The sequence below is a fragment of the Leifsonia sp. SIMBA_070 genome (genome assembly GCF_046534635.1).
Lineage (GTDB): Bacteria > Actinomycetota > Actinomycetes > Actinomycetales > Microbacteriaceae > Leifsonia.
In genome coordinates, this window is record NZ_JAWRYK010000001.1 from 2,178,094 (window position 1) to 2,202,811 (window position 24,718).

Here is a 24,718-nt window from a genome sequence, read left to right on the forward strand (position 1 = left end):
CCGTAGCGCGATCCTGAATTCAGGAGATCAGAGTGGCGCGGTGCTTCTCCGTCCCGTATTCAGGAGATGCGGCCACCCTCAGACGCAAATCTCCTGAGAAAAGGAGGGCCATTCTCCTGAGAACGGGAGGCCGGTTCTCCTGAAAAGTGAGCAACCTCCCGAAAGCCGCGGTGCGATCTCCTGAAAACAGGAGCCGACCTCCTCAGAACAGGACCCGACCTCCTGAAAACAGGACCCGATCTCCTGAAAACAGGAGCCGCGCACCCCGCGCACGCAGAAGGCCCCGGGTCCGCGGACCCGGGGCCTTCGTGGAGTCGCCTGCCGGCCGATCGCCTACGCGCCGGTGTACGTCTCGACCTTCGTGACCTCGACCGGGATCGTGCGGCCGTTCGGCGCCGTGTACTCGGTCTTGTCGCCGACATTGAGGCCCAGGATGGCCGCGCCGAGCGGGCTCTGCTCGCTGTAGACGGGGAGGTCGGTGCCGGCCGCGATCTCGCGGTTGCCGATCAGGAAGACGCTCTCGTCGCCCGCGATGGTGGCGGTGATGACGGTTCCCGGCTCGACCACGCCGTGGCTCTCGGGCGCGGCGCCGACGGTGGCGCTGCGCAGCAGGTTGGTGAGCTGGACGATGCGGGCCTCGATCTTGCCCTGCTCGTCTTTGGCCGCGTGGTAGCCGCCGTTCTCTTTGAGGTCGCCCTCCTCGCGGGCCGCCTCGATGCGCTTCGCGATCTCGTTTCGGCCGTTCACGCTGAGCTCCTCGAGTTCGGCCGAGAGACGGTCGTACGCGTCCTGGGTCAGAAACGTGACCTGAGACTCCTGAGACATGATGAACTCCTTCGCGCCGCTGCGACGGTGTGCCGCCTCGGCAGATGGGCCGGTTCGGAACCGGTGCTAAAGTCGACGCCCCGGCGATGCCGGGGCGTATCCGCACAATTCTAGGTCAGCCAGCAGCTGTTGATCAAACCCGTGTTGGGCTTCATGATCGTGCGGATCGGCTCGGTGTACGAGGTCACCCGGGAGTCGGATCCGGGGTACTGCACGATGCGCCAGCCCACGATCGCGAAGTCCTCGTTGAGGGCCTGGATGGCGCAGGTCACCGGAGTGCCGGGAGGCGCGTTGATCGTGAACGAGATGTCGACGTGGTGGTCGTCCGGGATCGTGTACGCCGTGTCCGTCGTCTCCAGGTTCGCCTGGTCGCCGTCCCAGCCCGCCCAGAAGACCCAGGCCGTGACGACGGCCACCAGCCCGACCAGACCGCCGATCAGCAGCCAGCGCTGGCGCCGCCTGCGCTGGGGGGTGCGTCCGTATCGGGTGTCGAGCGTCGGGGTCGCCGTCATGCGTTCACCGCCATGCCGTCCTGCTCCGCCTCCCGCTCGTGGGACCTCCCGCCGGGCGACGGTAGGCTGAGACCAGACTAGGAGAGAAAGCTGTGAATGCTGCCGCCCGCCGGTTGATGGCCGTGCACGCGCACCCGGACGACGAGTCCAGCAAGGGAGCGGGGACCTACGCGCACTACGTGAGCCGTGGTGACGAGGTGATGGTCGTCAGCTGCACCGGCGGCGAGCGTGGAGACGTGCTCAACGACCGTCTCCCGGCCGACGCGCTCGCCATGGCGCAGCGCGACCTCCCCGGTCTCCGCCGGAAGGAGATGGCCGCAGCGCAGGCCGCCCTCGGCATCCAGCACCGCTGGCTCGGCTACGTCGACTCCGGCATGGCGAGGGAGGACGGCACCCTTCCGCTCAACTCGTTCGCGTCCATCCCCGTCGACATCTCGGTCCGCCCGCTCGTGAAGCTGATCCGCTCCTTCCGGCCCCAGGTGCTCGTGACGTACGACGAGAACGGCGGGTACCCGCACCCGGACCACATCCGTGCGCACGTGGTGGGGGTGGCCGCGTACCGGGCGGCCGCCGATCCTGCGCTGTTCCCCGAGCTGGGTGCTCCCTGGCAGGTCTCGAAGCTGTACTACGACCGCATCTTCAACGGGGAGCGCATCCGGGCGGTGCACGAAGCGCTGCTCCGGGCCGAGCCGTCGTCGCCGCTCCTCGAACAGCTGACGCAGATGCGCTCCTGGATGGACGACCAGCCGGCCCTCGCCACCACGCGCGTGCCCGTGGGAGACCAGCTCGAGACCCGGGATGCGGCCCTGCGCTCGCACGCCAGTCAGGTCGCGCCGGACAGCACCTTCTTCTTCTGGCCCAACGACATCCTCCGCACCGCCTGGCCGACGGAGGAGTTCCAGCTCATCGACTCGAAAGTGGAGACCGAGATGCCCGAGACCGACCTGTTCGCCGGGGTGGTGGCCGAGTGATCGCGGACGCCCTGCTGCGCCTCTCCGTGCACCTCGCCGCGACGCCAGCCCCGACTCCGTCCGGAACGCCTGACGACGACTCTGTGACGCCCGGCGTGCTGGGCTTCGCCGTCACCTTCGCCATTGCGGTGGTCGTGGTGCTGCTCGTGATCGACATGGTGCGCCGGATCCGCCGGGTGCGGTACCGGGCCGAGATCGCCGAGAAGCTGGATGCCGAGCAGGCCGGCCGTCCGGGCACGGTCGGCGGCGCCGGCCACGACGACCTCGACGCGCCGGACGACCCCGTCCGGTGAAGACCCGCACCGCCCTCGTCGTCGGCGTGTGCGCTCTCCTCGCGATCGGCGCCGCGACGACCGCCGCCGTGGTGGCCACGCAGCACACGGAGGCCGGCGCGACGCCGACCACGTCGGCCGGCACGACCACAGGGACCACGACCACAGGGACGCCGTCGCGCACACCGGCCTCCACGCCGTCCCTCTCACCCGCCGACGACAGACTCCTCGACTACGTGCGGACCTTGCCGGGTGTGAACGATGTGACGGCGGACACGGTCGGCGAGTTCACCGAGCTCACCTGCGCGACCCTCCGCTCCCCCAAGATGTCACCGGCCTTCTACGGCCAGGTCGTCGCGGTGGAGCGGAAAGGGTACGGGCTGACGGCCGACCAGGTCGACGGGCTGCTCGCCGCCACCGCGCGTTCGGGATGCCCGGACGCTCAGCGCGTGGTGGACAGCCACGGTGCAGAGGCGGCCACGGCGCCGGTCGGCTGACAGGTCAGCAGGTTCCGCCGCGGATCACGCCGTCGCCCACCACGTTCGGACCGCCCAGGATCGTCGCCGACTCGACCCCCAGAGTGTAGAAGTTGTCCGCCTCCGCCTTGCTGAGGCAGGAGCCGTGGGCGAGCAGCAACGGGAGGTGCGCGTGTCCTCCCCAGGCCGCGCCGGTGAGCGCGTCCGGGAAGTCGAGGCCGGAGGCGATGAGCGCGGTGGGCGCGTTGGTGAACGCGAACGCCGTCACGGCGGCGTTGGTGGCGAACCGGTCCATCCCGGCCAGTCGCTTCACCGGTGCGATCGGGGTCAGCGCCCGGTCGAGCGCCGACGGCACCGCGTTCGCGCCTCCCACGACCGCGATGCGCTGCGGCGCGAGTCCGGCGAGAGTCGGTCCGACGGTCGCTCCCGTGGTGTCCCCGGCCGGAGTCAGGAGGACCGGGCCGCCCTGGCTGCCTGCCGCTCCGGTCGCCGAGAGGGCGTCCGGGAAGCTGGACCCGCTCGCGACGTACGCGATGGGCGCGGTCCCTGGCGCGAAGGCGTACTGGGCCACGATACGGCTGGTGTCGTACCGGTCGCCTCCCGCAAGCCGGACGACGTCGGGGACGATCCCGCTCAGCGCGTCGACGACGGCCGGCGTGACGGCATTGACACCACCCACGACCACGATCCGGGCGGGATGCAGTCGGGCGATCTCGTTCGCGATGGTGGCCGGCAGCATCCAGGGTGCTGTCAGCAGGAGCGGTCCGCCCTGGTGCGCTGCAGCCGCGCCGGCCGAGAGCGCATCCGGATAGTTGGTCCCGGAGGCCACATACACGACGGGGGCGCCGTCCGGGTAGCTCGCCTGCGAGATCGCGACCGACGTGAAGTAGCGGTCGGCGCCGCTCACCCGCTGGTCGGGCAGGTGCTGGTGCCGTACGTCGAAGCTCTGCACGCCCATGAACAGAGAGCTCTGGTCCGTGCGCGAGATCACCGGTGTCTCCAGCCAGGCGTAGCTGGCCGCGAAGGCGCCGACGGAACCATCGGCCGGATACGCCGCCTCGAGCTCGTCCGCCGGGACCGTCAGGGTCGCGCTGGCGCCGGGATCGTTGCGGCAGGTGGCGACCGCCTGCAGCCGCAGGCCGAAGTCGGTGTCGCGCAGGGCGTCATCCACCGCCGCATGATCCGTATGGGTGTAGATGAAGCATCCGGAGGTGGACGGGTTGCTGTAGGCGCCCACTACGCCGTAATCCGGCAGCGCGGTGTTCAGCCCCAGCGCGGCCTTGCCTGCGAGCACGGTGCGCATCGCCCAGCCGACCTTCGCCGGGGTCAGGTCGCCATCGCCGAGATTGAAGTTCACGAGGGCTCCGCGGCCCTGCTTGTCCGTCCAGACGCGCGCGGACGAATCGGTGAAGGCTGCCCCCTGCACCGCGTTCGCCCGCTCGGGCTGCCGCCCTTCGCGGGTGAGGTTGGCGCCCTTCGTCGGGAAGGCCGAGGTGGTGACCGGGAGGCCGAAGTCGCCCGGGAGGCTGGGGTCGCTCTTCGAGACGGTCGTGAAGTAGTTGACCCAGGAGTTCAGCCGCGCCTCCTCGCAGGAGGCGGTGCCCCTGCCCTGGGGTGTGGGCGTGACGGGCGCGACGCCGTCGAGCACGCTCAGCGCGTACCCGACCGGGCTGCAGTGGTACGTCGATTCGCCGCGCGTCATGAGGACGAAGACCTTGTAGAGGTCGGGCCGGTCCGCGTAGAAGGAGGCCGCCTCGAACTCGTCGTCCGGGTGCGGGATGGCGATGTAGAGGATGCGGGAGGGCGTCGCCGACGTCTGCGGCGCGGGGCTCGTGGGGGTGCCGGACGGGTCCGGTGCGGGTGTCGGCGTGGTGGGGTCGCCGGTCGGGTCCGGGCTCGGCGTGGGGGTGCTGTCCGCTGGGTCGGGCGTGGGGGTGTCCGTGACCGAGGTCGGGTCTCCGGAGACGGGGGCGTCACTGTCCGTGCCGCTGCCGCTGCCCGGCTCGGGCGAGGCCGTCGCGGTCGGCGCCGGCGACGCGGGGTCGTCGGCGGGCAGCGCGGCGAACCCGGTGGTCGTCAGGGCGATGACGGCGAGCGCGACGAATACGCGCGCGCGGAGGACGGCAGAAGACAAGCGGGTTCTCCGACGGGTCGAAACGGGTTCGGAGACCGTCTCGTTCGGGTTGCGGTGACCGGCGGGCCACCGGCTCCTTCAGACTAAAGCCCGCAAGGGATAACGGTCGACCGCCCGGATCCCCCCAGTTCTGGGGAGGCCGTCAGCGACCGGACAGCGCCTCCAGCGCCCGCTCGATGAGCAGTGCCAGGCCGATCGCGGTCATCGCCGCACCCGAGATGCGGGCCACGACGGCCGCGCTGCGCGGCCGGGAGACCAGGACGAACCGGGACAGCAGCGCCACGCCCGAGTAGACGACCGCGCAGGTCACCACGAACAGCCCGCCCAGGAGCAGCATCTGCGCCGCCGGTGGCCACGCCGACTCCCGCGTGGTGAACTGCGGCACCAGCGCGACCAGGACGAGCAGGCCTTTCGGGTTGAAGCCGGAGACGCCCGCTCCGCGCAGGAAGCTGCTCCACCGCGATCCGTCCCGCTCGGTCGCCTCCCCCAACGGCGCCGGTCGGCGAAGCAGACCGTTCAGGCCGATCCACACCAGGTACAGCGCACCGCCGACAGTCAGCACCGAGAGCAGCGCAGGGCTCGCGGCGACCAGCGCGCCCACACCGACGGCGACCGCGATCACCACCAGGGCGTACCCGCTCAGGATGCCGGCGACCGACGACACCGCCCGGCGGCCGGCTCCTGCCGCGATGGCGTACGCCCAGTCCGCTCCGGGGGTGAGCACCAGGAGGGCTGCCACGCCCCAGAACCCGAGGATCGCCGTCGTCGCCATCTGCCGCCTCCACTCGTCGTCCGCCGATGAGCGGAAATCTATGCCAGACGGCGGCGAAAGTGCTTGCTTCTTCTGAGCGTTAGAGCCCGATACGTGGAAGAATCCATCGTATGGATGCCCTTGACCGCGAAATCCTTTCGGTGCTGCAGGAGGACGGCCGGATCAGCCTCACCGACCTCGCCGACCGCGTCGGCCTCACTCTCTCGCCCTGCCACCGCCGGGTGCGCGAACTGGAGCGCTCGGGAGCGATCGAGCACTACCGCGCCGTGGTCTCCCCCGCCGCCGTCGGGCTCGACTTCGAGGCCATCGTCTTCGTGCGCATCGACCGGACCGACCCGGAGACGGTCGGCGCGTTCGAGGCGGGCGTGCTCGCCATCCCGGCCGTGATCCAGGCGGAGCGCCTGTTCGGCGACCCCGACTACATGCTGCGGGTGCTCACCACCGACCTCACGGCCTACCAGGAGCTGTTCGACGGACCGCTCGGAGCGCTCCCCGGGGTGCGGAAGCTTTCGTCGACGCTGGTGATGAAGCAGGTGACCGGTCCGCGTGCGCTCCCGATCGGAAGCCGCACGGCGGGAGGGACGGCCCGCTCCCCCTACTCGTCGTCCACGACCGGGTCGTAGCCGGCCGCGCGGAGGGCGTCGATGACGTGACGCCGGTGGTCGGTGCCGCGCGTCTCCACGCTGACGTCGAGTTCGACCTGGCTGAGCTGCATCCCGCGGCCGTGGCGGGTGTGCAGCACCTCGACGACGTTGGCGTTCACGCCGGCGAGGATCTCCGCGATGCGGGCCAGTTGGCCCGGACGGTCGGGGAGCATGATCCGGAGCTTCAGGTAGCGATCGGAGGCTGCGAGTCCCTGGCTGATGACGCGCTGCATCAGCAGCGGGTCGATGTTGCCGCCGGACAGGATGGCGACGGTGGTGCCATCGGCGGGCACGGAGCCGGCGAGGATGGCGGCGACCCCCGCTGCGCCGGCAGGCTCGACGACGAGCTTCGCCCGCTCGAGCAGCATGACCATGGCGCGCGCGATGTCGTCCTCGGACACCGTGACGACCTGGTCGACGGCGTCGCGGATGATCTGGAAGTTGAGCGCACCCGGCCGGCTGACAGCGATACCGTCCGCGATGGTCGCCACCGTCGCGATGTCGGTCGGCTCTCCGGCCGCCAGCGAGGGCGGGTAGGCGGCCGCGTTCGCCGCCTGGACGCCGATGACGCGCACCTCACGGCCCTCGCTCGCCGCGCGCTGCTTGACCGCGCTCGCCACGCCGGAGATCAGCCCCCCGCCGCCGATCGGGACGACGATGGTCCGCACGTCGGCGACGGCGTCGAGGATCTCGAGCCCGAGCGTGCCCTGGCCGGCCACCACATCCACATGGTCGAAGGGCGGGATGAGCACCGCGCCGGTCTCTGCGGCGAAGTCGGCAGCAGCGCGCAGCGTCTCGTCGACGATGCTGCCGCTGAGCACCACATCCGCCCCGTAGGCGCGCGTCGCCTGGAACTTCGGGATCGCCACGCCGACCGGCATGAAGATCGTCGCGTGGATGCCCAGCTCGCGCGCCGCGAAGGCGACGCCCTGGGCATGGTTGCCCGCAGACGCGGCGACGACGCCTCTGGCGCGCTCCTCGGCGGTCAGCTTGGACATCCGGTTGTACGCGCCGCGGATCTTGTAGGAGCCGGTGCGCTGCAGGTTCTCGCACTTCAGGAGCACGGGCGCGCCGAGCAGGTCGGTCAGGTAGCGCGAGGTCTCCATCGGAGTCGCCTGCGCCACCCGGGCGACGACGGCGCGCGCAGCCTCGAACTCGTCCAGGCTGGGCCCGGCGAACGGGGTGCGCGTGTGGTCGGTCGCGGTTGACACGGGCTCAGCCTACCGGCGCTCGTATTCTCCGTACCGCATGAGGCGGTCGGTCACGCCCGCCCCGGCGGTTTCCGCACAGGGCGCGGGACGGTCTCCCAGATCGCCCACTGCGGCGTCTCCCAGCTGGTCGCGGGCGCGGTGCGCCAGGCGCCGCTGGAGATGTAGTGCACCATCACGTTGAGCACGGCGACGAACGGAACGGCGAAGAGCGCCCCCGGGATCCCGGCCAGGAGCGATCCGGCGGCCACCGCCAGCACGACCGCGAGCGGGTGGACCTTCACGGCGCTGCCCATGATCAACGGCTGGAGGACGTGCCCCTCGATCTGCTGCACCAGCAGCACGACGCCGAGCATGATCAGCGCGAACACCCAGCCCTTGAACACCAGCGCGATCAGGACCGCCAGCGCACCGGTCACGACCGCGCCGACGACGGGGATGAACGAGCCGAGGAACACCAGGACGGCGATCGGGAGGACCAGCGGCAGGCCCAGGAAGAAAGCCCCGAGGCCGATCCCGAGCGCGTCGATCGACGCCACCAGCACCTGCACCTTGGCGAAGTTGCGCAGGGTCACCCAGCCGGCCTTGCCCGCGCCGTCGATGGCTGCGCGCGCGTCCTTCGGGAAGACCCGGACGATCCAGCCCCAGATGCTCCGGCCGTCGATGAGGATGAACAGCGTGCTGAACAGCGTCAGCAGCGCGCCGGCGAGCACGTGCCCGAGCGTCGAACCCACCGACAGGGCGCCGGAGAGGAAGACCTGGCTGTCCTGCTGGACAGATTGGCCGATCGACGAGAACGCGTTCCCGATCTGGTCCTCCGTCAGCCCGAGCGGCCCGCTGGTCAGCCAGGAGCGGAGGCCGTTGAAGGCGTCGACCGTCTGCTTCTGCAGCGTGCCGCTCTCGCGCGTGATCTGCCAGATGGCGAGGTAGAAGAGGCCGCCGACGACGACGACCAACGCGATCAGCACGGTCAGGATGGCCAGCCACTTCGGCCAGCGGAGCCGCAGCAGCACGTCCTTGAACGGCACGAGCAGGCCCGAGAGCAGCACAGCGATCAGCACGGGGATGACGATCAGCTTCAGCTGGATGATCAGGAAGATCAGGACCGCGATGACCGCGCCGATGACCAGCAGGCGCCACGACCAGGCGCCGGCCAGGCGCATCCCGCGCGGCAGGGCCTCGTCGATCGGCTCAGCGGGCTCGCCGAGGTCGCGGCGGCGGCGCTGGAACCACGAGCGCGCCGGGGCGCGGTTCGACTCCGGGCCGATACCGGGCGCAGCTGCGGGCGGTGGGACGGGGCGGTCGGTGTCGGCCATGCCCGTCAGTGTAGGCCGCGCGCCCGGACGGATGCAGGGATCCGCGCCGAGTGGCGACCTCGTGTCACCACTCGGCGCGGATACGGACATCTACTCACCACTCGGCGAGCCCAGGGAGCGGGGCGCGACCGTTACAGGAGAGCCGGTCAGCGAGACGGCGACGCGGTCGCCGGGCTCCGGGCGCTCCCGGGCGCCGTGCTGCAGGGACAGTTCGCTGCCGTCCTCCAAACGGACCCGGGTGCGGCGCACAGCACCGAGGAAGCTGGTCGTCAGCACGACACCGGGGATGCCGTCCGCAGCCAAGAGGACATCTTCCGGCCGCACGTACGCCGTCACCGGGCCGTCGTCTGCGGGCGACGCGAGCGGCACCTCCCGGCCGAGAGCCGTCAGCCGGGCGCCCGTCACCACCCCGTCGACCCGGTTCGTCAGGCCGACGAACTCCGCCACGAACGCCGTCGCCGGCCGGTGGTACAGCTCCTCCGGGCTGCCGATCTGCTCGATCCGGCCCGCCCGCATCACGGCGACCCGGTCGGCGACGGCGAGCGCCTCCTCCTGGTCGTGCGTGACGAAGAACGTCGTGATGCCGAGCTCGGTCTGGATGCGGCGGATCTCATCCCGCAGCTGCACCCGCACCTTCGCGTCCAAGGCGGACAGCGGTTCGTCGAGCAGCAGCACACGCGGCTCGGTGACGAGCGCACGGGCGAGGGCGACGCGCTGCTGCTGGCCGCCGGAGAGCTGGTGCGCGTAGCGGTCGGCGTGGTGGTCGAGGCCGACCAGCTCCAGTGCGGCGGCGGCGCGGCGGCGGCGCTCGGCGGGCGCCACCTTCCGCATCCGGAGGCCGAACTCCACGTTCTGCCCCGACGTCAGGTGCGGGAACAGCGAGTACGACTGGAACACCATCCCGAGGTCGCGCCGGCTCGTCGGCTCGTCGGTGACGTCGCGGCCGTCGATCAGGATGCTGCCGCTGTCGACGCGCTCGAGCCCGGCGAGCGAGCGGAGCGCGGTGGTCTTGCCGCAGCCGCTCGGGCCGAGCAGGGCGATCAGCTCGCCGGGGGCGGCGGCCAGGTCGAAGCCGGAGAGCCCGGCGCCGCCGCCGAAGTCCCGGACGAGGTCGTGCAGCTCGACCGTGGAGCCGGTGCGGGAGGAGAGGACGGGGGTCTCGAGGGCGGTCATGTCAGCCTTTCGCGGGGCGTCGGCGTCGCGCGCTCACGAGGCGGTCGACGACGACGAGGAGGACGAACGCGAACACCAGCGCGAGGAGCGCGAAGATGACCGCGACGAAGGGGTCGGACTGCGACACCAGCAGCAGGGAGGTCTGCAGGTTGACGCGGGAGAGCAGCGAGGCGATGGTGAACTCGCCCAGCACGACGGCGACCGAGAGTGCCGAAGCCGCGAGGATGCCGCGACGCAGGTTGGGTACCAGGACGCGCCAGAACACGGTCCGCCACGGGGCGCCGAGGGAGCGCGCGGCCTCGCTCAGCGTGATCATGTCGACGGCCGCGACGTTGCTCTGGATGGCGCGGTACGCGTACGGGAGCACCGTGATGCCGTACGCGAAGGCGAGCGTCCAGGCCCCGGAGCCGAAGACCTGCGTGACCACCGCGTAGGTCGGCGCGAGGCCGACCACCATGACGATCGCCGGGATCATGATCGGCATGAGGCAGACCGCCTCCAGCAGCCTCCGCAGTCTCGGGAAGCGCAGCTCGACGAGCACGATGGTCGGTAGGAGGACCAGCAGCACGATCGCCACCGTGACCACGGCGAGCACGAGCGAGTTGCCCAGTCCCTGGTACACGCGGTCGTAGCGGGTGGTCTCTCCCGAGAAGACGGCGACCCAGCGGTCGAGGTTGTACACGCCCGGCTTCGCGGTGCGGAGGGTGAACTCCACCATCGAGAACAGCGGGATGAGGAAGAAGAGCCCGAGCACCGTCCAGATGATCGCGCGCACCGTGGGTCCAGGCCCGAGGCGCAGCTCGGGAGCGCGGCGGCGGCGAGCCGGACGGGCGTCGACGGCGCGGCTCATCGCTGCCACCGCGCCGTCCGGCGGACCAGCGCCGAGTACGCGACCATCACGACGACCATGACCAGCAGCATCCCGAGCGCCATCGCCCCCGCGAGGTTGGAGCGACCGAGCACGGTCTCGCTGATCAGCGCCTGCCGGATCTGCAGCGAGACGATGTTGTTCGCCTGGCCGACGAGTGCTGCGGCCGTCGCGTACGACGAGAACGCGTTGGCGAACAGCAGCAGCAGGCTGCCGAGGAACGACGGCAGGAGGATGGGCCCGCCCACGCGCGTCCAGTACGTCCAGCGACTCCCGCCGAGCGTCGCCGTCGCCTCCAGCCACTGCGGGCGCAGACCCTCCAGCGCCGGCATGAAGGTGATCACCATGAGCGGAATCTGGAAGTACAGGTACGGGAGGATCAGCCCGGGCACCGTGTAGAGCCACACGCCGTTCTCGTAGATGTTGATGTGCGCGACCGTCCGGAGCAGCACCGTGACGAGTCCCTGGGCGCCGATGGTGGCGATGAAGGCGAACGCCAGCATGACGCCGCCGAACTGCGCGAGCACGCTGCTGGCCGAGTCGACCAGCGAGCGCGTCACGCCGCCCGGACGGGAGCGGAGCATCGCGAAGCACAGCGCCGCTCCCGCGATCGCGCCGACGACCGCCGTGACGGCAGAGAGCCAGAACGCGCCGAAGAACGACCCGGCGATCGCCGGCTCGGCCAGCCCGGTCAGGTTCGCCCAGGTGAAGCGCCCCTCCCCGTCCACGAAGCCGCTGCCGACGGCGACGACCGTCGGGACGGCGAGGAACACCACGACGTAGAAGGCGAACGGGGTCAGTCCGAGCACGGCGGCGAGGCCGCTGCGACGCCTGCGCCCGGCTCGCTCACCCGCTGGGCCGGCCGACGACGGCTGCCGCCGGGTCTCCGAGGAGGAGACTCCGGCGGCAGCGCGCTCGACCGCAGGCGCCGCGGCGCCCGTGACGGTCTCGGTCATCAGCCGACCGCGTTCGCCCACTTGGCGTTCAGCAGCGTGCCGGCGTCGGTCGCCTGCTTGTCGCTCATCACGGCCGTCTTGTCCAGCTTGCCGGGGAAATCGGCCGTGTCCAGCGTGCCGGCCTTCTCCATCGCGTCCACGCGCGCCGGGTAGGCGCCGCCCTTCAGCCAGGCGTTCTGAGCGGCGTCGCTGTAGAGGTACTCCTCCCAGAGGCGCGCGGCCGCGGGGTGCGGGGCGTCCTTGTTGATGGCCTGGTTGTAGTAGCCGACGTACGCGGTGCCGGGAAGCACGACGTACTTCCAGTTCACGCCGCCGCCCTTGATGGTGTCGGAGGTGGCGTAGCCCTTCTGGTTGAACGACCAGTCGAGCAGCACGGGGGTCTCACCGGAGGCGATGGTGTTCGGCTTGCCGTCGGCGGCGTTCCAGTTGCCCGCCTTCTTCAGCTTCGTGAACCAGTCGACGCCCGGGGTGAGGTCGTCCAGCGTCCCGCCGTTCTGCAGCGTGGCATAGGCGACGGCGCCGGCCGCCGCGGCCGCCTGCGTCGGGTTGCCGTTGAGCGCGACGGCGCCCTTGAACTCCGGCTTCAGCAGGTCGTCGAACGACTTCGGAGCGGTCTTGATCTTGTTCGCGTCGTAGCCGACGGCCATGACACCGTAGTAGCCGACCTTCCAGAGGCCGTCCTTCTCCTTCTGGTTGTCCGGGATGTCGGCCCAGCCGGTCGGCTTGTACGCGGCGAAGTACTGGGTGTTCGCGAGTGCGACGGACGAGCCGATGTCGAAGGTGTCGGGAGCCGTGTCCTGGCCCTTGAGCTTCTTGGCGGCGTCGATCTCCTCCTGGCTGGAGGCGCTGTCCTGGCTCGGGTTGATCGTGATGCCGTACTTCTTGGTGAAGCCGTCGAAGATCTCCTGGTAGTTCGCCCAGTCGCCGGGCGTCGCGATGATATTGAGGGAGCCCTCCTTCTTCGCGGCGGCGACGAGCGCATCCATCCCGCCGGCCGACGCGGCGTCGGTGGCGGTGGCGATCGAGGCGTTGTCGGTGGAGCTGGCGCTCGCGCCGCCGGAGCAGGCGGACAGCGAGAGTGCGACGACGGCGGCCGCGGCCGCGAGGCCGGCGACACGTGCGCGCTTGTTGATCACGGGTTTCCTCCAGTGCAGGTGTCGACCGGGCGGTGCGCCCGGACGTGGCCACGGTAGAAAGGCCAGGCATCCGCGCGGTCGCCGGGCGGTGACGGACCGGTGAACGTCCGGTGTCCGGGGTTGTCGGTAGGGTCGTTCCGTGGTCGAACAGGTCTCCCCCGCGCTCGCTCGGCGCATCGCGCTGGCCGCGCAGGGGTTCGGGAGGCCGCGGCCGGCCTCCGTCGGCACCCGGCAGCTCAACGGGCTGATCGACCGGCTCGGACTGCTGCAGATCGACTCGGTGAACGTGTTCGAGCGCAGCCACTACCTCCCGGCGTTCGCGCGGCTCGGGCCGTACGACCGCAGCCTCCTCGACCGGCTGACCTTCGACGCCCGCAGCCCGCACACCGAGTACTGGCCGCACGAAGCGGCCTTCATGCGCAAGGAGGACTGGCCGCTGTTCGCCTGGCGGATGCGCGAGTATCGCGAGCGCTACAGCGGAGCGGGCAGCTGGTTCGACGTCAACGCGAGCACGGTGGAGTGGCTGCGCGGCGAACTCGCCGCGAACGGTCCCCTGCTCGCCGGCGAGATCGAGCACGACGCCAATCACCGCACGGGGCCGTGGTGGGGATGGTCCGAGGTGAAGCGCGCACTGGAGCGGATGTTCCTGTTCGGCGAGGTCGCGATCGCCGGCCGCACGCGGTTCCAGCGCCGCTACGCGCTGGCCGAGCACGTGCTGCCGTCCAGCGTCCTGGAGCGGACGGTGAGCGACGAGGACGCCATCCGCGAACTCCTGCGACGGGCCGCCGTCGCGTACGGGATCGGGACGGCGCGCGACTTCGCCGACTACTACCGCATCAAGGGCCCGCGCGTCGGCGTGGCGCTCCAGGAGCTGGAGGATGCGGGCGAGCTCGTCCCCGTACAGGTGCCCGGCTGGGAGAGCGCCGGGCGGCCCATGCGCGCGTGGATGCACCGGGATGCGCGCAAGCCGCGGGCGATGGAGGCCACAGCGCTGCTGTCGCCGTTCGATCCGGTCGTCTGGTTCCGCGACCGGGCACTGAGGATGTTCGGCTTCCACTACCGGATCGAGATCTACACGCCCGCGCCGAAGCGCGTCTACGGCTACTACTCCCTCCCGATCCTCATCGACGACGCCCTCGTCGGGCGCATCGACCTGAAGAGCGACCGGCAGGCGGGGGTGCTCCGGGTGCAGTCCGCGTGGACCGAGCCGGGCCTCCCACCCGTGCCGCTCGACCGCCTGGGGCCACTGCTCGCCGAGACGGCCGCGTGGCAGCGGCTCGACCAGGTGGAGGTCGCCGACGGCGCCCGCGGCGACCTCGCGCCTCTGCTCGCCGCCGCGCTGCGGGGGTAGGGTGCGGGGCATGACGTCACCGCTGGACTACCTGGATCAGGACGGGGCCGACGAGGCCGACTACGAATCCCCGATGCGCGAGCTCTACGCCTACCACGACGGCGACACCTGGATCGACGGGATCGTGACGGGCGTCCGCCCGCACGCAGCCGCCGACGGAGGGGCGCTCGTGCAGTTCGACGAGCGGCTGTGGGTTCCGGCCCGCGAGGTGCGGCGCTCCAACCACTACATCGCCGTGCTGCTGAACCCGGACTCCGAGGTCTACGACGAGGTCATCCAGTCACTCGTCGACGGCGAGCCCAAGGAGACCATCCGCGACATCTCACTGGTCGGCGCGGACAACGCCGGTACCGAGTGGCGCCGCCTCGACGAGCCGGCCACTGGCACGCGCGTCCGCTACCGCTACACCGGAACCGCGGAGCTGCCGACGCCCGACGAGGACGCCGCCGCGACCGCGTAGGCCGCGGGACCCTGGGCTGTCCCTCCGGGGCATCGGTGACGGTGGTCGCCGGTAAAGTTGAAATGTGTCCCAGAAATCTCGTATCGCCATCGATGGCGGGCGCCTGTTCTTCTGGAACATTTTGCCGATCCTGCTCACCGCCGCCGCGTCGATTCTGAGCGTCCTGGCGGGCGGAGACACTCGGGGCGCTGCCGCACTCCGACTCTGGGCGATTGTCGTGGCGGTGGCTCTGGGGGCCCTACTCGTCGCAAAGGGAATCAGAGACTTCCGGTGGGGTCGCTCCCTCGAACGAGCCCGGTACGACGCAGTCCGAGAGCTCCATAACACGCTCGGTCCAGCGCTCGACATGATGACGAAGATGGCCATCGTCGACCCTGCCGAGGGCATCGCTCGGCGAGCGCTGCTCGAGAAGATCGCCGAGGTCTGCTGCGGAGCCCTCGTGGCGATGACTCCGAAGAGCGCAGAGGTCCGTGCGGTCGTCTTCGAGCTAGCGCCCACTTCTGGTCTTCTCGAGCCGATCGCCCGATTCGGGCGCCGCGACGTCCCGCGCACGTTCGACCTCTCTACGACAGCCGGAGGCGAGATCCTTTCGTACCTCGAGAACGCATCCACCACGGGTGCGGAGCTGTACCGGGACATCAGGAAGGACGCCCCGACCGGCTACGGCGGCGATCGCGACCGCTATCGGACTTTCATCCGTGCACCCATCTGGGCCAACGATGTGGTGTTCGGCATGATCGCGGTTGACGCTCCACAGCAGAACAGCCTCCTCAGTGGAGACAAGCTGCTCGCCGAGCTCGTGGCTGCGGAACTGGCGACCGCCTTCGCGCTCGCCGCGTCGTAGCTTCGGTCAATTGTCGGCGACGAGGCCTACACTGAAATCATGAGCATCCACGTGGAAGTCTCCCCCAACGGGATCGGATTCATTCGCGCCGTCGCGCGGAAGTCCATTCCAGGTGAGCCCGCCGCGGCGAAGGACGCCCCCCTGCGTGCTTGGTTGACGTCCCGAAACGACAGCATGAGGTCGACCGCCACGGATTCTGAGGGCAGCACGGCGGAATAGCGCACGCACCTCCCGCGGGCCCGGTCCTCACGCCGTGCGGCGCTGCAGAGTGAGAGCGCCGAGCACGACCGCCGCCACCGCGAAGGCCGCGATGATGAGCAGCTGCCCGCCGACGTAGGCCGCGTCGTGGGTGTCCCCGGCGACCGCGTTGAGCGCATCCACGGCGTGCGACAGCGGCAGCCAGTCGCTCAACTGGCGGAGGCCGTCGGGCAGCTGGTCGCGCGGGAGGAAGATCCCGCCGAGCAGGATCTGCGGGAAGATCAGCAGCGGCATGAACTGCACCACCTGGAACTCGGTGCGCGCGAAGGCGCTGGCGAACAGCCCGAGCGTGCTTCCCAGCACCGCATCCGTCACGGCGACGGCGACGAGCAGCCAGGGGTCGCCCTTCACGTCCAGCCCGCACACCCAGATCGCGTACGCCGACGCGATCAACGCCTGCAGCACGGCGAGGAGGCCGAACGCGAGCGTGTAGCCGAGGATGAAGTCGCCGCGCCCGAGCGGCATCGACAGCAGACGCTCCAGGGTGCCGGTGCGCCGCTCGCGCAGCGTCGTGATGGACGTGACCAGGAACATCACGATGAAGGGAAAGAGCGCCAGGATGGCCGGCCCGATGGTCTGAAAGACCGGGGTGTCCGTGAAGATCCAGGCGACCAGACCGACCAGCAGCGCCGGGACGACGAGCAGCAGCACGACGGTGCGCGGGTCATGACGGATCTGGTTCAGCACGCGGCCGGCCGTGGAGAGCGTGCGCACGGGGTTCATCGGACGTCCTCCGGATCCACGATGGTCGCCTCGCCGGCCTCCGCGCCTGCGTCCGCGTCCGCGCCCTCCACCGCATGGCGCGCGCGATGGCGGCGCAGCAGCGCCAGGAACGCTCCCTCCGCATCCGCAGCACCGGTCTCGGCGAGCAGCTCGTCCGGGGTCGCGTCGGCGAGCACCGCACCCTCCCGCATCAGGATCAGCCGGTCGCAGCGGCTGGCCTCATCCATCACATGACTGGAGATCAGGAGGCTGGTGCCCGACTCGGCGAGCCGGTGGAACAGCCCCCACAGCTCGACGCGCAGCAGCGGATCGAGCCCGACGGTCGGCTCGTCGAGCACCAGCAGGTCGGGCGAGCCGAGGAGCGCGGCGGCGAGGGAGACGCGGCTCCGCTGACCGCCGGACAGGCTGGAGACGAGCCGCCCCGCCTGATCGCCGAGGTCGGTGGCGGCGATCGCGCGGTCGACGTCCGCCCTCCCCGCGCCGAGCACTCGACGGAAGTAGTCCAGGTTCTGCCGGATGCTGAGGTCGTCGTACACGCTGGCCGCCTGGGTGACGTAACCGACCCGGTGGCGCAGCGCGGAGGAGCCGGCGGGCTGACCGAGCACCGAGACCGTCCCGCTCTTCACCCTCTGCACCCCGACGATGGAGCGCATCAGGGTGGTCTTCCCGCATCCGCTGGGGCCGAGAAGTCCGACCACCTGCCCGCGCGGGATGTGCAGGTCGAGCCCATGGAGGATGTCGGTGCGACCCCGCCGCACCCGCAGTCCCTCGATCATCACGGCGGGCTCCACCGCCTCCGACAAATTCATCATGTGCTGAATTATTCGCGCAGAGGACGCGGTGCGTCAAGAGACAGGTGAACCGGGCTCCCCGAAGAGGTGCCACTGGATCACCGGTCCGACCCTCCTGGCCAGTTCATCCGCGGACGCGCCGGCGATCGGCTCCAGCCGCAGCCCGTAGCGCGTGACCATGACGCCGACCAGCTGCGACGCTGCGAGTTCCGCCCGGAGGTGGGGCTCGGGCGCGTCCGTCAGCGCGGCGAGCTTGGCGAGCACCTCGCGCGTCAGGAACTCCCGCATCATCCGCGCCCCCGGCCCGCTGCTCAGCGCCGTCCGCAGGATGACCACGATCCGCCGCGCGGACTTCTCGTCATCCAGCTGCTCCAGCAGGTAGCGCACGAGCGACTCTCCCACCGCCTCGCGGGGCCCGGCCAGCACCACATCCAGCACGCGGTCCGGTCGCAGGGGCGCCTCGAGGGTCGCGGCGAACAGGTCGGCCTTTCCGTCGAAATAGTGGTGGACCAATGCGGAGTCGACGCCCGCGCGCCGGGCGATCGCACGCAGCGAAGCGGCCTCGTAGCCGCGCTCGGCGAACTCGTCGGCGGCGGCGTGGAGGATGCCGGCACGCGCCGAGCCCTCCCCCCGCTGCTTGCGCGGGCGGCCGGGACGGCGGCGTTCGGCGAGTTCGCTCACGAGGACATTGTCCACCCGGCGGACGGACGTCCGGCCACCGGTCGCTCGCCTTTCCGTCGTCCAGGCGGTTGCTTCGAGTGTGATGGGAACGCGGTCGGAGCCGGACGGCCGAAGCTAGGATGTGAGCTGCGCATCCACTCGACCCTGCGCCTGGCACAAGGAGTTCTGCGAACATGGAATGGCTCATTCCGGTCATCATCGTCGTCGTCATCGTGGCGATCATCGGGATCTATCTGTGGGCCACCTACAACTCGCTGGTCACCCTCAAGGTCCGTGTCGACGAGGCGTGGAGCGACATCACGGTCCAGCTGAAGCGCCGCGCCGACCTCATCCCCAACCTGATCGAGACGGTCAAGGGGTACGCCGCCCACGAGCGCGGCGTCTTCGAGTCGGTGACCCAGGCGCGCGCCGAGACGCTCTCGGCGCAGACGCCGGGTGAGGCGTCCGTTGCCGAGAACCACATGCAGACCGCGCTGAAGAGCATCTTCGCCGTGGCCGAGGCCTACCCGCAGCTGCAGGCGAGCCAGAACTTCCTCCGCCTCCAGGCCGACCTGGTCGACACCGAGGACAAGATCCAGGCGTCGCGCCGGTTCTACAACGGCGGCGTCCGCGAATTCAACACCAAGATCAAGGTGTTCCCGAACAACCTGTTCGCCCGCCGCCTGGGGTTCACCGAACGCGAGTTCTTCGAGGTCGACAACCTCGCCGCGATCGCCGAACCTCCGCGCGTTCAGTTCTAGGGCGTCGATGTACAGGGCTATCGCCAGGAACAAGCGCAACACCGTCTTCATCATCCTGCTGTTCCTGGTACTCATCGGTGCGCTCGGCTGGCTCGCGTCGTTCCTCTACCAGAGCTATACGATCCTCGTCGTGGTGCTCGTCGGGGCCATCCTCTACGCGCTGTTCCAGTACTACCTGGCGAGCAGCCAGGCACTGAGCATGTCGGGCGCGATCCCGATCCAGAAGGCCGACAATCCGCGGCTGTGGAACGTGGTCGAGAACCTCTCGATCACCACCGGAACGCCGATGCCGGCCGTCTACATCGTCAACGACCCGGCTCCGAACGCGTTCGCCACCGGCCGCGACCCGCAGCACGCTTCTGTCGCCGCGACCACGGGGCTGCTCGACATCATGACCGACGCGGAACTCGAGGGCGTGATGGCGCACGAGTTGGGGCACGTGCGCAACTACGACATCCGGCTCAGCATGATCGTGTTCGGCCTGACTGTCGCGATCGGCTTCATCGCCGACATCTTCCTGCGCATGGCCTTCTTCGGCGGCAACCGCAACAACAACAACAACGGCGGCGGCAATCCGGTCGTCCTGGTCTTCGGCCTGATCGCCGCCATCGTCGCGCCCCTCGTGGCGACTCTGGTCCAGCTCGCCGTGTCGCGCCAGCGCGAGTACCTGGCCGACGCGACCGGCGCGATGACGACGCGGCACCCGGATGCGCTCGCGAGCGCCCTCCTCAAGCTGGAGGCGTACGGCCGGCCGATGCAGAAGCAGAACTCGTCGATGGCGCACCTCTGGATCAACGACCCGCTGAAGCCGGGCCTCATGGCGCGCCTGTTCTCGACCCACCCGCCGATCCCGGAGCGCGTGGAGCGCCTCCAGGAGATGGGCAGCACCTTCTAGCCGCCTCCCCTCCCCTCCGCTCGGCTGCGATCGAGTGGTGAGTCGTTGTCCCTATCCGCGCCGAGTTGCGACATCTACTCACCACTCGGCGCAAGCGAGAGGCGCCGCGCGTCAGGGACCGAGGACGCGGCGGAGGTAGGCGTTCTCGAAGCGGCGCTCGGGGTCGAGGCGGTCGCGCACGGCCAGGAAGTCGTCGAAGCGCGGATAGACCGTCCGCAAGGCTTCCGCATCCCGGCCGTGCAGCTTGCCCCAGTGCGGGCGGCCGTCGTGCTCGACCATGATCTCCTCCACCGCCGCGAAGTACTCGCGCTGGTCCTCTCGGTAGTAGCGGTGGACCGCGATGTACCCGGTCTCGCGCCCGTACGCCGTCGAGAGCCAGTTGTCGTCGGCGGCCGCGCTGCGCACCTCGATCGGGAAGGAGATGCGCCATCCGCGCCGCTCGATCAGCGCCTTCACCTCGCCGAGCGCGGCCGGCACGGCTTCGCGCGGGAGGGCGTACTCCATCTCACGGAACCGCACCCCGCGGTTGGTGACGAAGACGCGGGGCGCGTGGTCGGTGAAGTCGCGGTTCCCGGTGACGCGCTGCGCGAGCCGGCTGAACGGCGGGATGATCGCCGGGGCGACCGTTCCCAGAGCGCAGACCCAGCGATAGAGGCCGTTGGCCAGCAGCTCGTCGTCGACCCACCGTCCCGCGCGGGTCAGCGGATTCCGCTCCGCGGTCAACGGGAGCCGCGTGTTCGTCTTGGTGAGCGCAGTCTCGGTGTGCGGGAACCAGTAGAACTCGAAGTGGTCCTCGGCGGCCGACCGCTCCAGGTACGACTCCATGGTGGCCGCCAGGGGCTCCGGCCGCTCCACCGCCTGCAGCAGGAAGGCGGGCACGCACTGCAGGGTCACGTCGACGATCACGCCGAGCGCGCCGAGCCCGAGTCGCGCCGCCGGGAGCAGCCCGGCGTTCTGCGTCTCGTCGATCCGCAGCAGCTCGCCCTCCCCCGTCACCAGGGTGAGGCCGACGATCTGGGTGGCGAGCCCGCCGAACGAACCGCCGGTCCCGTGCGTGCCGGTCGACGTCGCTCCCGCGATGCTCTGCCGGTCGATGTCGCCCATGTTCTCGAGCGCGAGGCCATGCTGGCGGAGGAGGTGCGGGAGCTGGTGGAGGCGCGACCCGGCGGCGAGCGTGACCCGTCCGCGCTCGAGGTCGACATCCACGATGCCACTGAGGTCGTCGAGGTCGAGCTGCACTCCCGGCGCGACGGCGATGCCCGTGAAGCTGTGGCCGGCGCCGACCGCTTTGACGCGCATCCCGGTGCGCGCCGCCGCCTGCACGGCCCGCTGCACGGCCTCCGCGCTCGACGGCCGCTCCACGCGCTGCGGCCGGATCGCTTCGGTGCGGCCCCAGTTGCGCCACACGCCGCCGACAGCCGTCACAGGAACACCGTGCCGTCGCCGCGATACGACGCCACTTCCCCGACGACCCGCGCACGGCCATCCACCCCATCCACCAGGTGGAAGCCGTCGACGTGTTCGCTGAGCTCGCCCGACTTGGTGTGCCGGAGCCACACCCGGTCGCCGATCCGCATCACGCCCGCCGCGGCGCCGGTCACCGGGGTCTGCACCTCGCCGGCCATCTCGCGCGCGACCATCGAGAGGCCCGTCGGCCACTCGATCTTCGGCATCCGGTCGGGTCCGGGCGGTCCGGAGGCGATCCAGCCGCCGCCGAGCAGGGTGGCCGTCTCCGGGCCTGGCCTGCGGACCACCGACAGGGCGAAGGAGGCCGCAGGCGCCGGGCGGAACCCCCGGTACGTGTCGAACAGGTGTCCTCCGAGGAGGCCGCTGCCCGCGGCGACCTCGGTCACCGAGTCGTCGGACACCGTGAACTCCAGCGACCCTGTGCCGCCGCCGTTCACGAACTCCAGGTCGGCGATCGCGCGCACGGCGGCGACGGCCTCGCCGCGGCGGCCGAGCAGCTCCTCGCGCGAGTTCTTCTGCACCCAGCGCAGCGTCGCGCCCCACGCCGGTTTGCCCGGCGGGTTGTCTCCCTGCCCGGCGATCTGAGCCTCGTAGCCCATCATCCCGACCAGGGCGAAGCCGGGGCGCTTCACGATGGCGGCGGCGACCTCCCGAACCGCCGCGGCCGAGTAGAGCGGTGAGCGGTACACGCCGACGTGGCCGAGCACCGGAGCCTGCCACGACGAGTCGAGCTCCAGGCACAGCCGGATGGTCTCCCGCCCGCCGGGCGGGACGACCGCGTCGATGAAGTCCAGATGAGCGAGCGAATCCACCATCAGCGTCACGCGGGAGGCCAGTTCCGGCGAGGCGGCGAGGCGCCGGATCGCGGCACGGTCTGCGGTCGGGTACCCGACCACGACATCCTCGATCGGCGGGTGCTCGGCGTCCCCCTCGGCCAGCCAGAGCGCCTCCGGCAGCGTGTACGCGAGCACGCCGGCATAACCGGGGAGGGCGAGCACAGCATCCATGACCGAGCGGATCCGGACGGACTTCGAGGCGACCCTGATCGTCTTCGCCGGCCGACTCTCTGGCACCGCTGCGCGGCGCAGCATGTCGTGCGCGTTGTGGCGGAGCGCAGGCAGGTGCAGCACGGCGAGCGGCGGGTCGAGCTGCGCCGTCGCCGCGGACAAGGACGGCCAGAACACGTCCGGCGTGGTCCAGGTCCGCTCGGCGGCGGACGGAGGAGTGGCGAGGTGGAGGTCGGTCACTAGCGCACCGCTTTCACTCGGGCGACCGCGAGCGCACCCGCGAACGCGAACAGGGCGGACAGGACGAAGAGCCCGGCGAAGCCGCCCAGCGCGGCGACGATCAGAGCGCCGAACAGCGGCGCCACCGCCTGCGGCACGGCCAGGGCGATGTTCATGATGCCGAGGTCCTTGCCGCGGGTCTCCGGATCGGGCAGCACCTGGGTGGCGAGCGCCTGATCCACGCTGAGGAAGCAGCCGTAGCCGACGCCGAGCAGTGCCGCCGCGACGAAGGCCACGGACAGGTCGGGCACGAAGGCGAGCAGCAGCGCCGCGACGCCCTGCACGGCGGACGACGCCCAGACGAACGCCTTGCGCCGCCCGAGCCGGTCGGAGAGCCGGCCGAGGACCAGCGACGCGACGATCACGAACACCGTATAGATGAGGATGAGGATGAGCAGGTCGTCGTCGGCGTGCGGATCCTTCAGGCCGAACTCCAGGAAGTACAGCAGCAGCGACGTGCCGAAGGCGTTGCCGAAGTTGACCAGCACACGGCTGAGCAGGGTCCAGCCGAAGTCGGGATGCGTGCGCGGGCTGATCCAGAGCCCTTCGACGACGCCGCGAACCGACATCCGCTCCCGCAGCTCGGGAGCCAGCACCGCATCCGGCAGGAACAGGAACGGCAGCACGAGCAGGACGAGGAGCACCGCCATGGCGGTGTAGCCGAGGAGCGCCCCGACGAAGACGTACGTCACGAGCGCGACGCCGAGGATGATGCCGATCGCCTGCGGCGCGCTGATCCAGCCGCTGACGTACCCGCGCTGATCCACCGGGACCTGGTCGCTGATCGTCGCTGTGAGGGCCGCGGTGAGGATGCAGAACCCGGTCAGGGCGAGCGACCAGAACACGCCCATCCCGACGATGCTGGTCTGGAGCCCGAGGAGCACCAGCGAGACGGCGAAGACCACCGCGCCGGCCGCGATCCACGGCCGCCGGCGGCCGAACCGGCTCGTGGTCCGGTCGGAGAGGGCGCCGGTGAGCGGGTACGCGACGATCGCGCACACCCCGGAGATCCCGGAGATCACGCCGAACGCGAGCACGTTGTCCACCCAGAACGTCGTGTGCAGCTGGGTCTGGACCTGGTCCGGCAGGAGCTTCTGGATGGGCGCGAGCTGTGCCATCCACACCCCCAGCCAGGCGATGGCGAACAGGGCGATCCACCGGCCCGGGACCTTGCGGACCGGTTCGGCGAAGACGGCCGGAGTGGAGGTGTTCGTCATCGACTGCCTGCCTTCTGCGGGGGCGTGAGGGTGGGGAGAGGTGTCGCCAGGGTGGCGAGGGCGTCGGCGGCCGCATCCATCGTGGCGGCCGCGGCGGCGTCGTCGCGGCTGACCAGCCAGGCGATGGTGAGACCGTCGGTGAGGGAGACGAGAATGCGGGCGACCTCGTCGATCGGGCGGGTCCACGAGCTTCCGGTGAGTCTGGCCGCCTGGACGGCGGCATGCGCGGCGACCTCGTGGTATCGGGCGTACTGCCGGCGGGCGAGCGGCTCGAAACCCGGCTCGCGGAGAGCCCACTGGGTCAGCTCGAACATCGCCTTCTCGCGGTCGGGGTCGGCGCGGACACCGTCGAAGTAGTGCTGCAGCCCGGCGCGGAGGGCGTCCCGCATGGCGATCCCGTCCGGCTCCCCGGTGAGGACGGGCGCGAGGTCGCGCTGCTCGCCCTCCACCGCGGCCTCGATCAGTTCGCCCATCAGCTCGTCGCGCGACGAGAAGACGTAGTGGAAGCTGGCCAGCGGCATCCCGGCCTCTGCCACGATCCGGCGCGTGGTCGCGGCGGCGACACCGTCGCGGGCGATCAGGCGGAGCGCAGCCTGCACCAGCGCCATACGCCGGTCTGCCACCGGGATGCGCGTCATCCGGACTCCTGAGGCTCTGCCGCGCTCCGTCGCGCGGGAGAAAGTGGGACACTCGTCCCAGTTGTCAGTATGCCGCAAATCCCGGCGATCCGTTTGACACGGGC

The 24,718-nt window shown here is 70.5% G+C and carries 26 protein-coding genes; 9 read left to right on the forward strand and 17 right to left on the reverse strand.

Features of this window, described 5'->3' with window-relative positions:
• Window positions 1-333: 333 nt before the first annotated feature.
• Together greA and SB754_RS10255 are read right to left on the reverse strand one after the other, a co-directional pair.
• Complete coding sequence (gene greA / locus SB754_RS10250; protein WP_410782218.1) at window positions 334-825, reverse strand: transcription elongation factor GreA; 492 nt, start codon at window positions 823-825, stop codon at window positions 334-336.
• 110 nt (window positions 826-935) lie between these two features.
• Window positions 936-1,337 carry a DUF4307 domain-containing protein gene (locus SB754_RS10255; protein WP_410782219.1) on the reverse strand — a complete coding sequence of 134 codons (402 nt, stop codon included), beginning with the start codon at window positions 1,335-1,337 and terminating at the stop codon, window positions 936-938.
• Between the two features lie 116 nt (window positions 1,338-1,453).
• Between SB754_RS10255 and mca the strand changes: the two genes are divergently transcribed.
• From mca to SB754_RS10270, 3 genes are read left to right on the forward strand one after another with little or no spacing between them, the layout of a single operon-like run.
• Window positions 1,454-2,308, forward strand: a complete 855-nt coding sequence (gene mca, locus SB754_RS10260; protein WP_410783306.1) for a mycothiol conjugate amidase Mca — start codon at window positions 1,454-1,456, stop codon at window positions 2,306-2,308.
• Complete coding sequence (locus SB754_RS10265; protein ID WP_410782220.1) at window positions 2,305-2,601, forward strand: hypothetical protein; 297 nt, start codon at window positions 2,305-2,307, stop codon at window positions 2,599-2,601. The genes mca and SB754_RS10265 overlap by 4 nt, the downstream gene beginning before the upstream one ends.
• The gene (locus tag SB754_RS10270; protein WP_410782221.1) at window positions 2,598-3,077 is read left to right on the forward strand and encodes a hypothetical protein; all 480 of its coding nucleotides are present in this window, start codon (window positions 2,598-2,600) and stop codon (window positions 3,075-3,077) included. Before SB754_RS10265 ends, SB754_RS10270 begins: the two co-directional genes overlap by 4 nt.
• Before the next feature lie 4 nt (window positions 3,078-3,081).
• Here the strand turns inward: SB754_RS10270 and SB754_RS10275 are convergent, their stop codons facing one another.
• Both SB754_RS10275 and SB754_RS10280 read right to left on the reverse strand, forming a co-directional pair.
• A complete protein-coding gene (locus SB754_RS10275) occupies window positions 3,082-5,190 on the reverse strand; it encodes a cell wall-binding repeat-containing protein (RefSeq protein ID WP_410782222.1) in 2,109 nt (702 codons plus the stop codon).
• 142 nt (window positions 5,191-5,332) lie between these two features.
• Window positions 5,333-5,962 carry a LysE family translocator gene (locus tag SB754_RS10280; protein ID WP_410782223.1) on the reverse strand — a complete coding sequence of 210 codons (630 nt, stop codon included), beginning with the start codon at window positions 5,960-5,962 and terminating at the stop codon, window positions 5,333-5,335.
• Between the two features lie 110 nt (window positions 5,963-6,072).
• Between SB754_RS10280 and SB754_RS10285 the strand changes: the two genes are divergently transcribed.
• Window positions 6,073-6,585, forward strand: coding sequence for an Lrp/AsnC family transcriptional regulator (locus SB754_RS10285; protein WP_410782224.1), 513 nt, complete (start codon window positions 6,073-6,075; stop codon window positions 6,583-6,585).
• On the opposite strand, the gene ilvA is transcribed toward SB754_RS10285, so the two are convergent.
• The 6 genes from ilvA to SB754_RS10315 all read right to left on the reverse strand — a co-directional run bounded on the left by ilvA (window position 6,558) and on the right by SB754_RS10315 (window position 13,263).
• The gene (ilvA, locus tag SB754_RS10290; RefSeq protein ID WP_410782225.1) at window positions 6,558-7,817 is read right to left on the reverse strand and encodes a threonine ammonia-lyase; all 1,260 of its coding nucleotides are present in this window, start codon (window positions 7,815-7,817) and stop codon (window positions 6,558-6,560) included. The two genes, SB754_RS10285 and ilvA, sit on opposite strands and share 28 nt — an antisense overlap.
• A 50-nt stretch (window positions 7,818-7,867) precedes the next feature.
• On the reverse strand, window positions 7,868-9,130 hold the full coding sequence (locus tag SB754_RS10295) for an AI-2E family transporter (RefSeq protein WP_410782226.1): 1,263 nt from the start codon (window positions 9,128-9,130) through the stop codon (window positions 7,868-7,870).
• A gap of 90 nt (window positions 9,131-9,220) precedes the next feature.
• Window positions 9,221-10,303, reverse strand: coding sequence for an ABC transporter ATP-binding protein (locus SB754_RS10300; protein ID WP_410782227.1), 1,083 nt, complete (start codon window positions 10,301-10,303; stop codon window positions 9,221-9,223).
• A gap of 1 nt (window position 10,304) precedes the next feature.
• The gene (locus tag SB754_RS10305) at window positions 10,305-11,162 is read right to left on the reverse strand and encodes an ABC transporter permease (protein WP_410782228.1); all 858 of its coding nucleotides are present in this window, start codon (window positions 11,160-11,162) and stop codon (window positions 10,305-10,307) included.
• Entirely contained in the window at window positions 11,150-12,148 is a 999-nt protein-coding gene (locus SB754_RS10310; protein ID WP_410782229.1) for an ABC transporter permease, read from the reverse strand. The genes SB754_RS10305 and SB754_RS10310 overlap by 13 nt, the downstream gene beginning before the upstream one ends.
• Window positions 12,127-13,263, reverse strand: a complete 1,137-nt coding sequence (locus SB754_RS10315; RefSeq protein ID WP_410782230.1) for an ABC transporter substrate-binding protein — start codon at window positions 13,261-13,263, stop codon at window positions 12,127-12,129. Before SB754_RS10315 ends, SB754_RS10310 begins: the two co-directional genes overlap by 22 nt.
• Window positions 13,264-13,402: 139 nt before the next feature.
• Here SB754_RS10315 and SB754_RS10320 point away from each other — a divergent pair, with 139 nt between their 5' ends.
• The 3 genes from SB754_RS10320 to SB754_RS10330 all read left to right on the forward strand — a co-directional run bounded on the left by SB754_RS10320 (window position 13,403) and on the right by SB754_RS10330 (window position 15,918).
• Window positions 13,403-14,614, forward strand: coding sequence for a winged helix-turn-helix domain-containing protein (locus tag SB754_RS10320; protein ID WP_410782231.1), 1,212 nt, complete (start codon window positions 13,403-13,405; stop codon window positions 14,612-14,614).
• A gap of 10 nt (window positions 14,615-14,624) precedes the next feature.
• Window positions 14,625-15,074, forward strand: a complete 450-nt coding sequence (locus SB754_RS10325) for a hypothetical protein (protein WP_410782232.1) — start codon at window positions 14,625-14,627, stop codon at window positions 15,072-15,074.
• 64 nt (window positions 15,075-15,138) lie between these two features.
• Window positions 15,139-15,918: a hypothetical protein gene (locus SB754_RS10330; RefSeq protein ID WP_410782233.1), complete on the forward strand. Its 780-nt coding sequence runs from the start codon at window positions 15,139-15,141 to the stop codon at window positions 15,916-15,918.
• A 246-nt stretch (window positions 15,919-16,164) separates the two neighbouring features.
• Here the strand turns inward: SB754_RS10330 and SB754_RS10335 are convergent, their stop codons facing one another.
• Genes SB754_RS10335 through SB754_RS10345 form a run of 3 tightly spaced genes read right to left on the reverse strand, consistent with a single transcriptional unit; the run spans window position 16,165 to window position 18,371 of the window.
• Window positions 16,165-16,899 carry an ABC transporter permease gene (locus SB754_RS10335; protein ID WP_410782234.1) on the reverse strand — a complete coding sequence of 245 codons (735 nt, stop codon included), beginning with the start codon at window positions 16,897-16,899 and terminating at the stop codon, window positions 16,165-16,167.
• On the reverse strand, window positions 16,896-17,711 hold the full coding sequence (locus tag SB754_RS10340; protein WP_410782235.1) for an ABC transporter ATP-binding protein: 816 nt from the start codon (window positions 17,709-17,711) through the stop codon (window positions 16,896-16,898). Before SB754_RS10340 ends, SB754_RS10335 begins: the two co-directional genes overlap by 4 nt.
• A gap of 33 nt (window positions 17,712-17,744) precedes the next feature.
• Window positions 17,745-18,371, reverse strand: a complete 627-nt coding sequence (locus SB754_RS10345; protein ID WP_410782236.1) for a TetR family transcriptional regulator — start codon at window positions 18,369-18,371, stop codon at window positions 17,745-17,747.
• 173 nt (window positions 18,372-18,544) lie between these two features.
• On the opposite strand from SB754_RS10345, the gene SB754_RS10350 reads away from it, so the two are divergent.
• The gene (locus SB754_RS10350) at window positions 18,545-19,111 is read left to right on the forward strand and encodes a LemA family protein (RefSeq protein WP_018191575.1); all 567 of its coding nucleotides are present in this window, start codon (window positions 18,545-18,547) and stop codon (window positions 19,109-19,111) included.
• Between the two features lie 7 nt (window positions 19,112-19,118).
• Complete coding sequence (locus SB754_RS10355) at window positions 19,119-20,006, forward strand: M48 family metalloprotease (RefSeq protein WP_410782237.1); 888 nt, start codon at window positions 19,119-19,121, stop codon at window positions 20,004-20,006.
• A 111-nt stretch (window positions 20,007-20,117) separates the two neighbouring features.
• On the opposite strand, the gene SB754_RS10360 is transcribed toward SB754_RS10355, so the two are convergent.
• From SB754_RS10360 to SB754_RS10375, 4 genes are read right to left on the reverse strand one after another with little or no spacing between them, the layout of a single operon-like run.
• A complete protein-coding gene (locus tag SB754_RS10360) occupies window positions 20,118-21,431 on the reverse strand; it encodes a D-arabinono-1,4-lactone oxidase (protein ID WP_410782238.1) in 1,314 nt (437 codons plus the stop codon).
• Window positions 21,428-22,720 (reverse strand): amino acid deaminase/aldolase, encoded by a 1,293-nt coding sequence (locus tag SB754_RS10365; RefSeq protein WP_410782239.1) that lies wholly within the window; start codon window positions 22,718-22,720, stop codon window positions 21,428-21,430. The genes SB754_RS10360 and SB754_RS10365 overlap by 4 nt, the downstream gene beginning before the upstream one ends.
• Window positions 22,720-23,976: an MFS transporter gene (locus tag SB754_RS10370; protein ID WP_410782240.1), complete on the reverse strand. Its 1,257-nt coding sequence runs from the start codon at window positions 23,974-23,976 to the stop codon at window positions 22,720-22,722. The genes SB754_RS10365 and SB754_RS10370 overlap by 1 nt, the downstream gene beginning before the upstream one ends.
• On the reverse strand, window positions 23,973-24,614 hold the full coding sequence (locus SB754_RS10375; protein WP_410782241.1) for a TetR/AcrR family transcriptional regulator: 642 nt from the start codon (window positions 24,612-24,614) through the stop codon (window positions 23,973-23,975). The genes SB754_RS10370 and SB754_RS10375 overlap by 4 nt, the downstream gene beginning before the upstream one ends.
• Window positions 24,615-24,718: the final 104 nt, after the last annotated feature.

Bases quoted from the DNA above. Each gene is read 5' to 3' on its own strand.
- greA (WP_410782218.1), bottom strand. From the start codon at position 825: ATGTCTCAGGAGTCTCAGGTCACGTTTCTGACCCAGGACGCGTACGAC.
- SB754_RS10255 (WP_410782219.1), bottom strand. From the start codon at position 1,337: ATGACGGCGACCCCGACGCTCGACACCCGATACGGACGCACCCCCCAG.
- mca (WP_410783306.1), top strand. From the start codon at position 1,454: ATGGCCGTGCACGCGCACCCGGACGACGAGTCCAGCAAGGGAGCGGGG.
- SB754_RS10280 (WP_410782223.1), bottom strand. From the start codon at position 5,962: ATGGCGACGACGGCGATCCTCGGGTTCTGGGGCGTGGCAGCCCTCCTG.
- SB754_RS10285 (WP_410782224.1), top strand. From the start codon at position 6,073: ATGGATGCCCTTGACCGCGAAATCCTTTCGGTGCTGCAGGAGGACGGC.
- SB754_RS10295 (WP_410782226.1), bottom strand. From the start codon at position 9,130: ATGGCCGACACCGACCGCCCCGTCCCACCGCCCGCAGCTGCGCCCGGT.
- SB754_RS10300 (WP_410782227.1), bottom strand. From the start codon at position 10,303: ATGACCGCCCTCGAGACCCCCGTCCTCTCCTCCCGCACCGGCTCCACG.
- SB754_RS10325 (WP_410782232.1), top strand. From the start codon at position 14,625: ATGACGTCACCGCTGGACTACCTGGATCAGGACGGGGCCGACGAGGCC.
- SB754_RS10335 (WP_410782234.1), bottom strand. From the start codon at position 16,899: ATGAACCCCGTGCGCACGCTCTCCACGGCCGGCCGCGTGCTGAACCAG.
- SB754_RS10340 (WP_410782235.1), bottom strand. From the start codon at position 17,711: ATGATGAATTTGTCGGAGGCGGTGGAGCCCGCCGTGATGATCGAGGGA.
- SB754_RS10350 (WP_018191575.1), top strand. From the start codon at position 18,545: ATGGAATGGCTCATTCCGGTCATCATCGTCGTCGTCATCGTGGCGATC.
- SB754_RS10355 (WP_410782237.1), top strand. From the start codon at position 19,119: ATGTACAGGGCTATCGCCAGGAACAAGCGCAACACCGTCTTCATCATC.
- SB754_RS10370 (WP_410782240.1), bottom strand. From the start codon at position 23,976: ATGACGAACACCTCCACTCCGGCCGTCTTCGCCGAACCGGTCCGCAAG.
- SB754_RS10375 (WP_410782241.1), bottom strand. From the start codon at position 24,614: ATGACGCGCATCCCGGTGGCAGACCGGCGTATGGCGCTGGTGCAGGCT.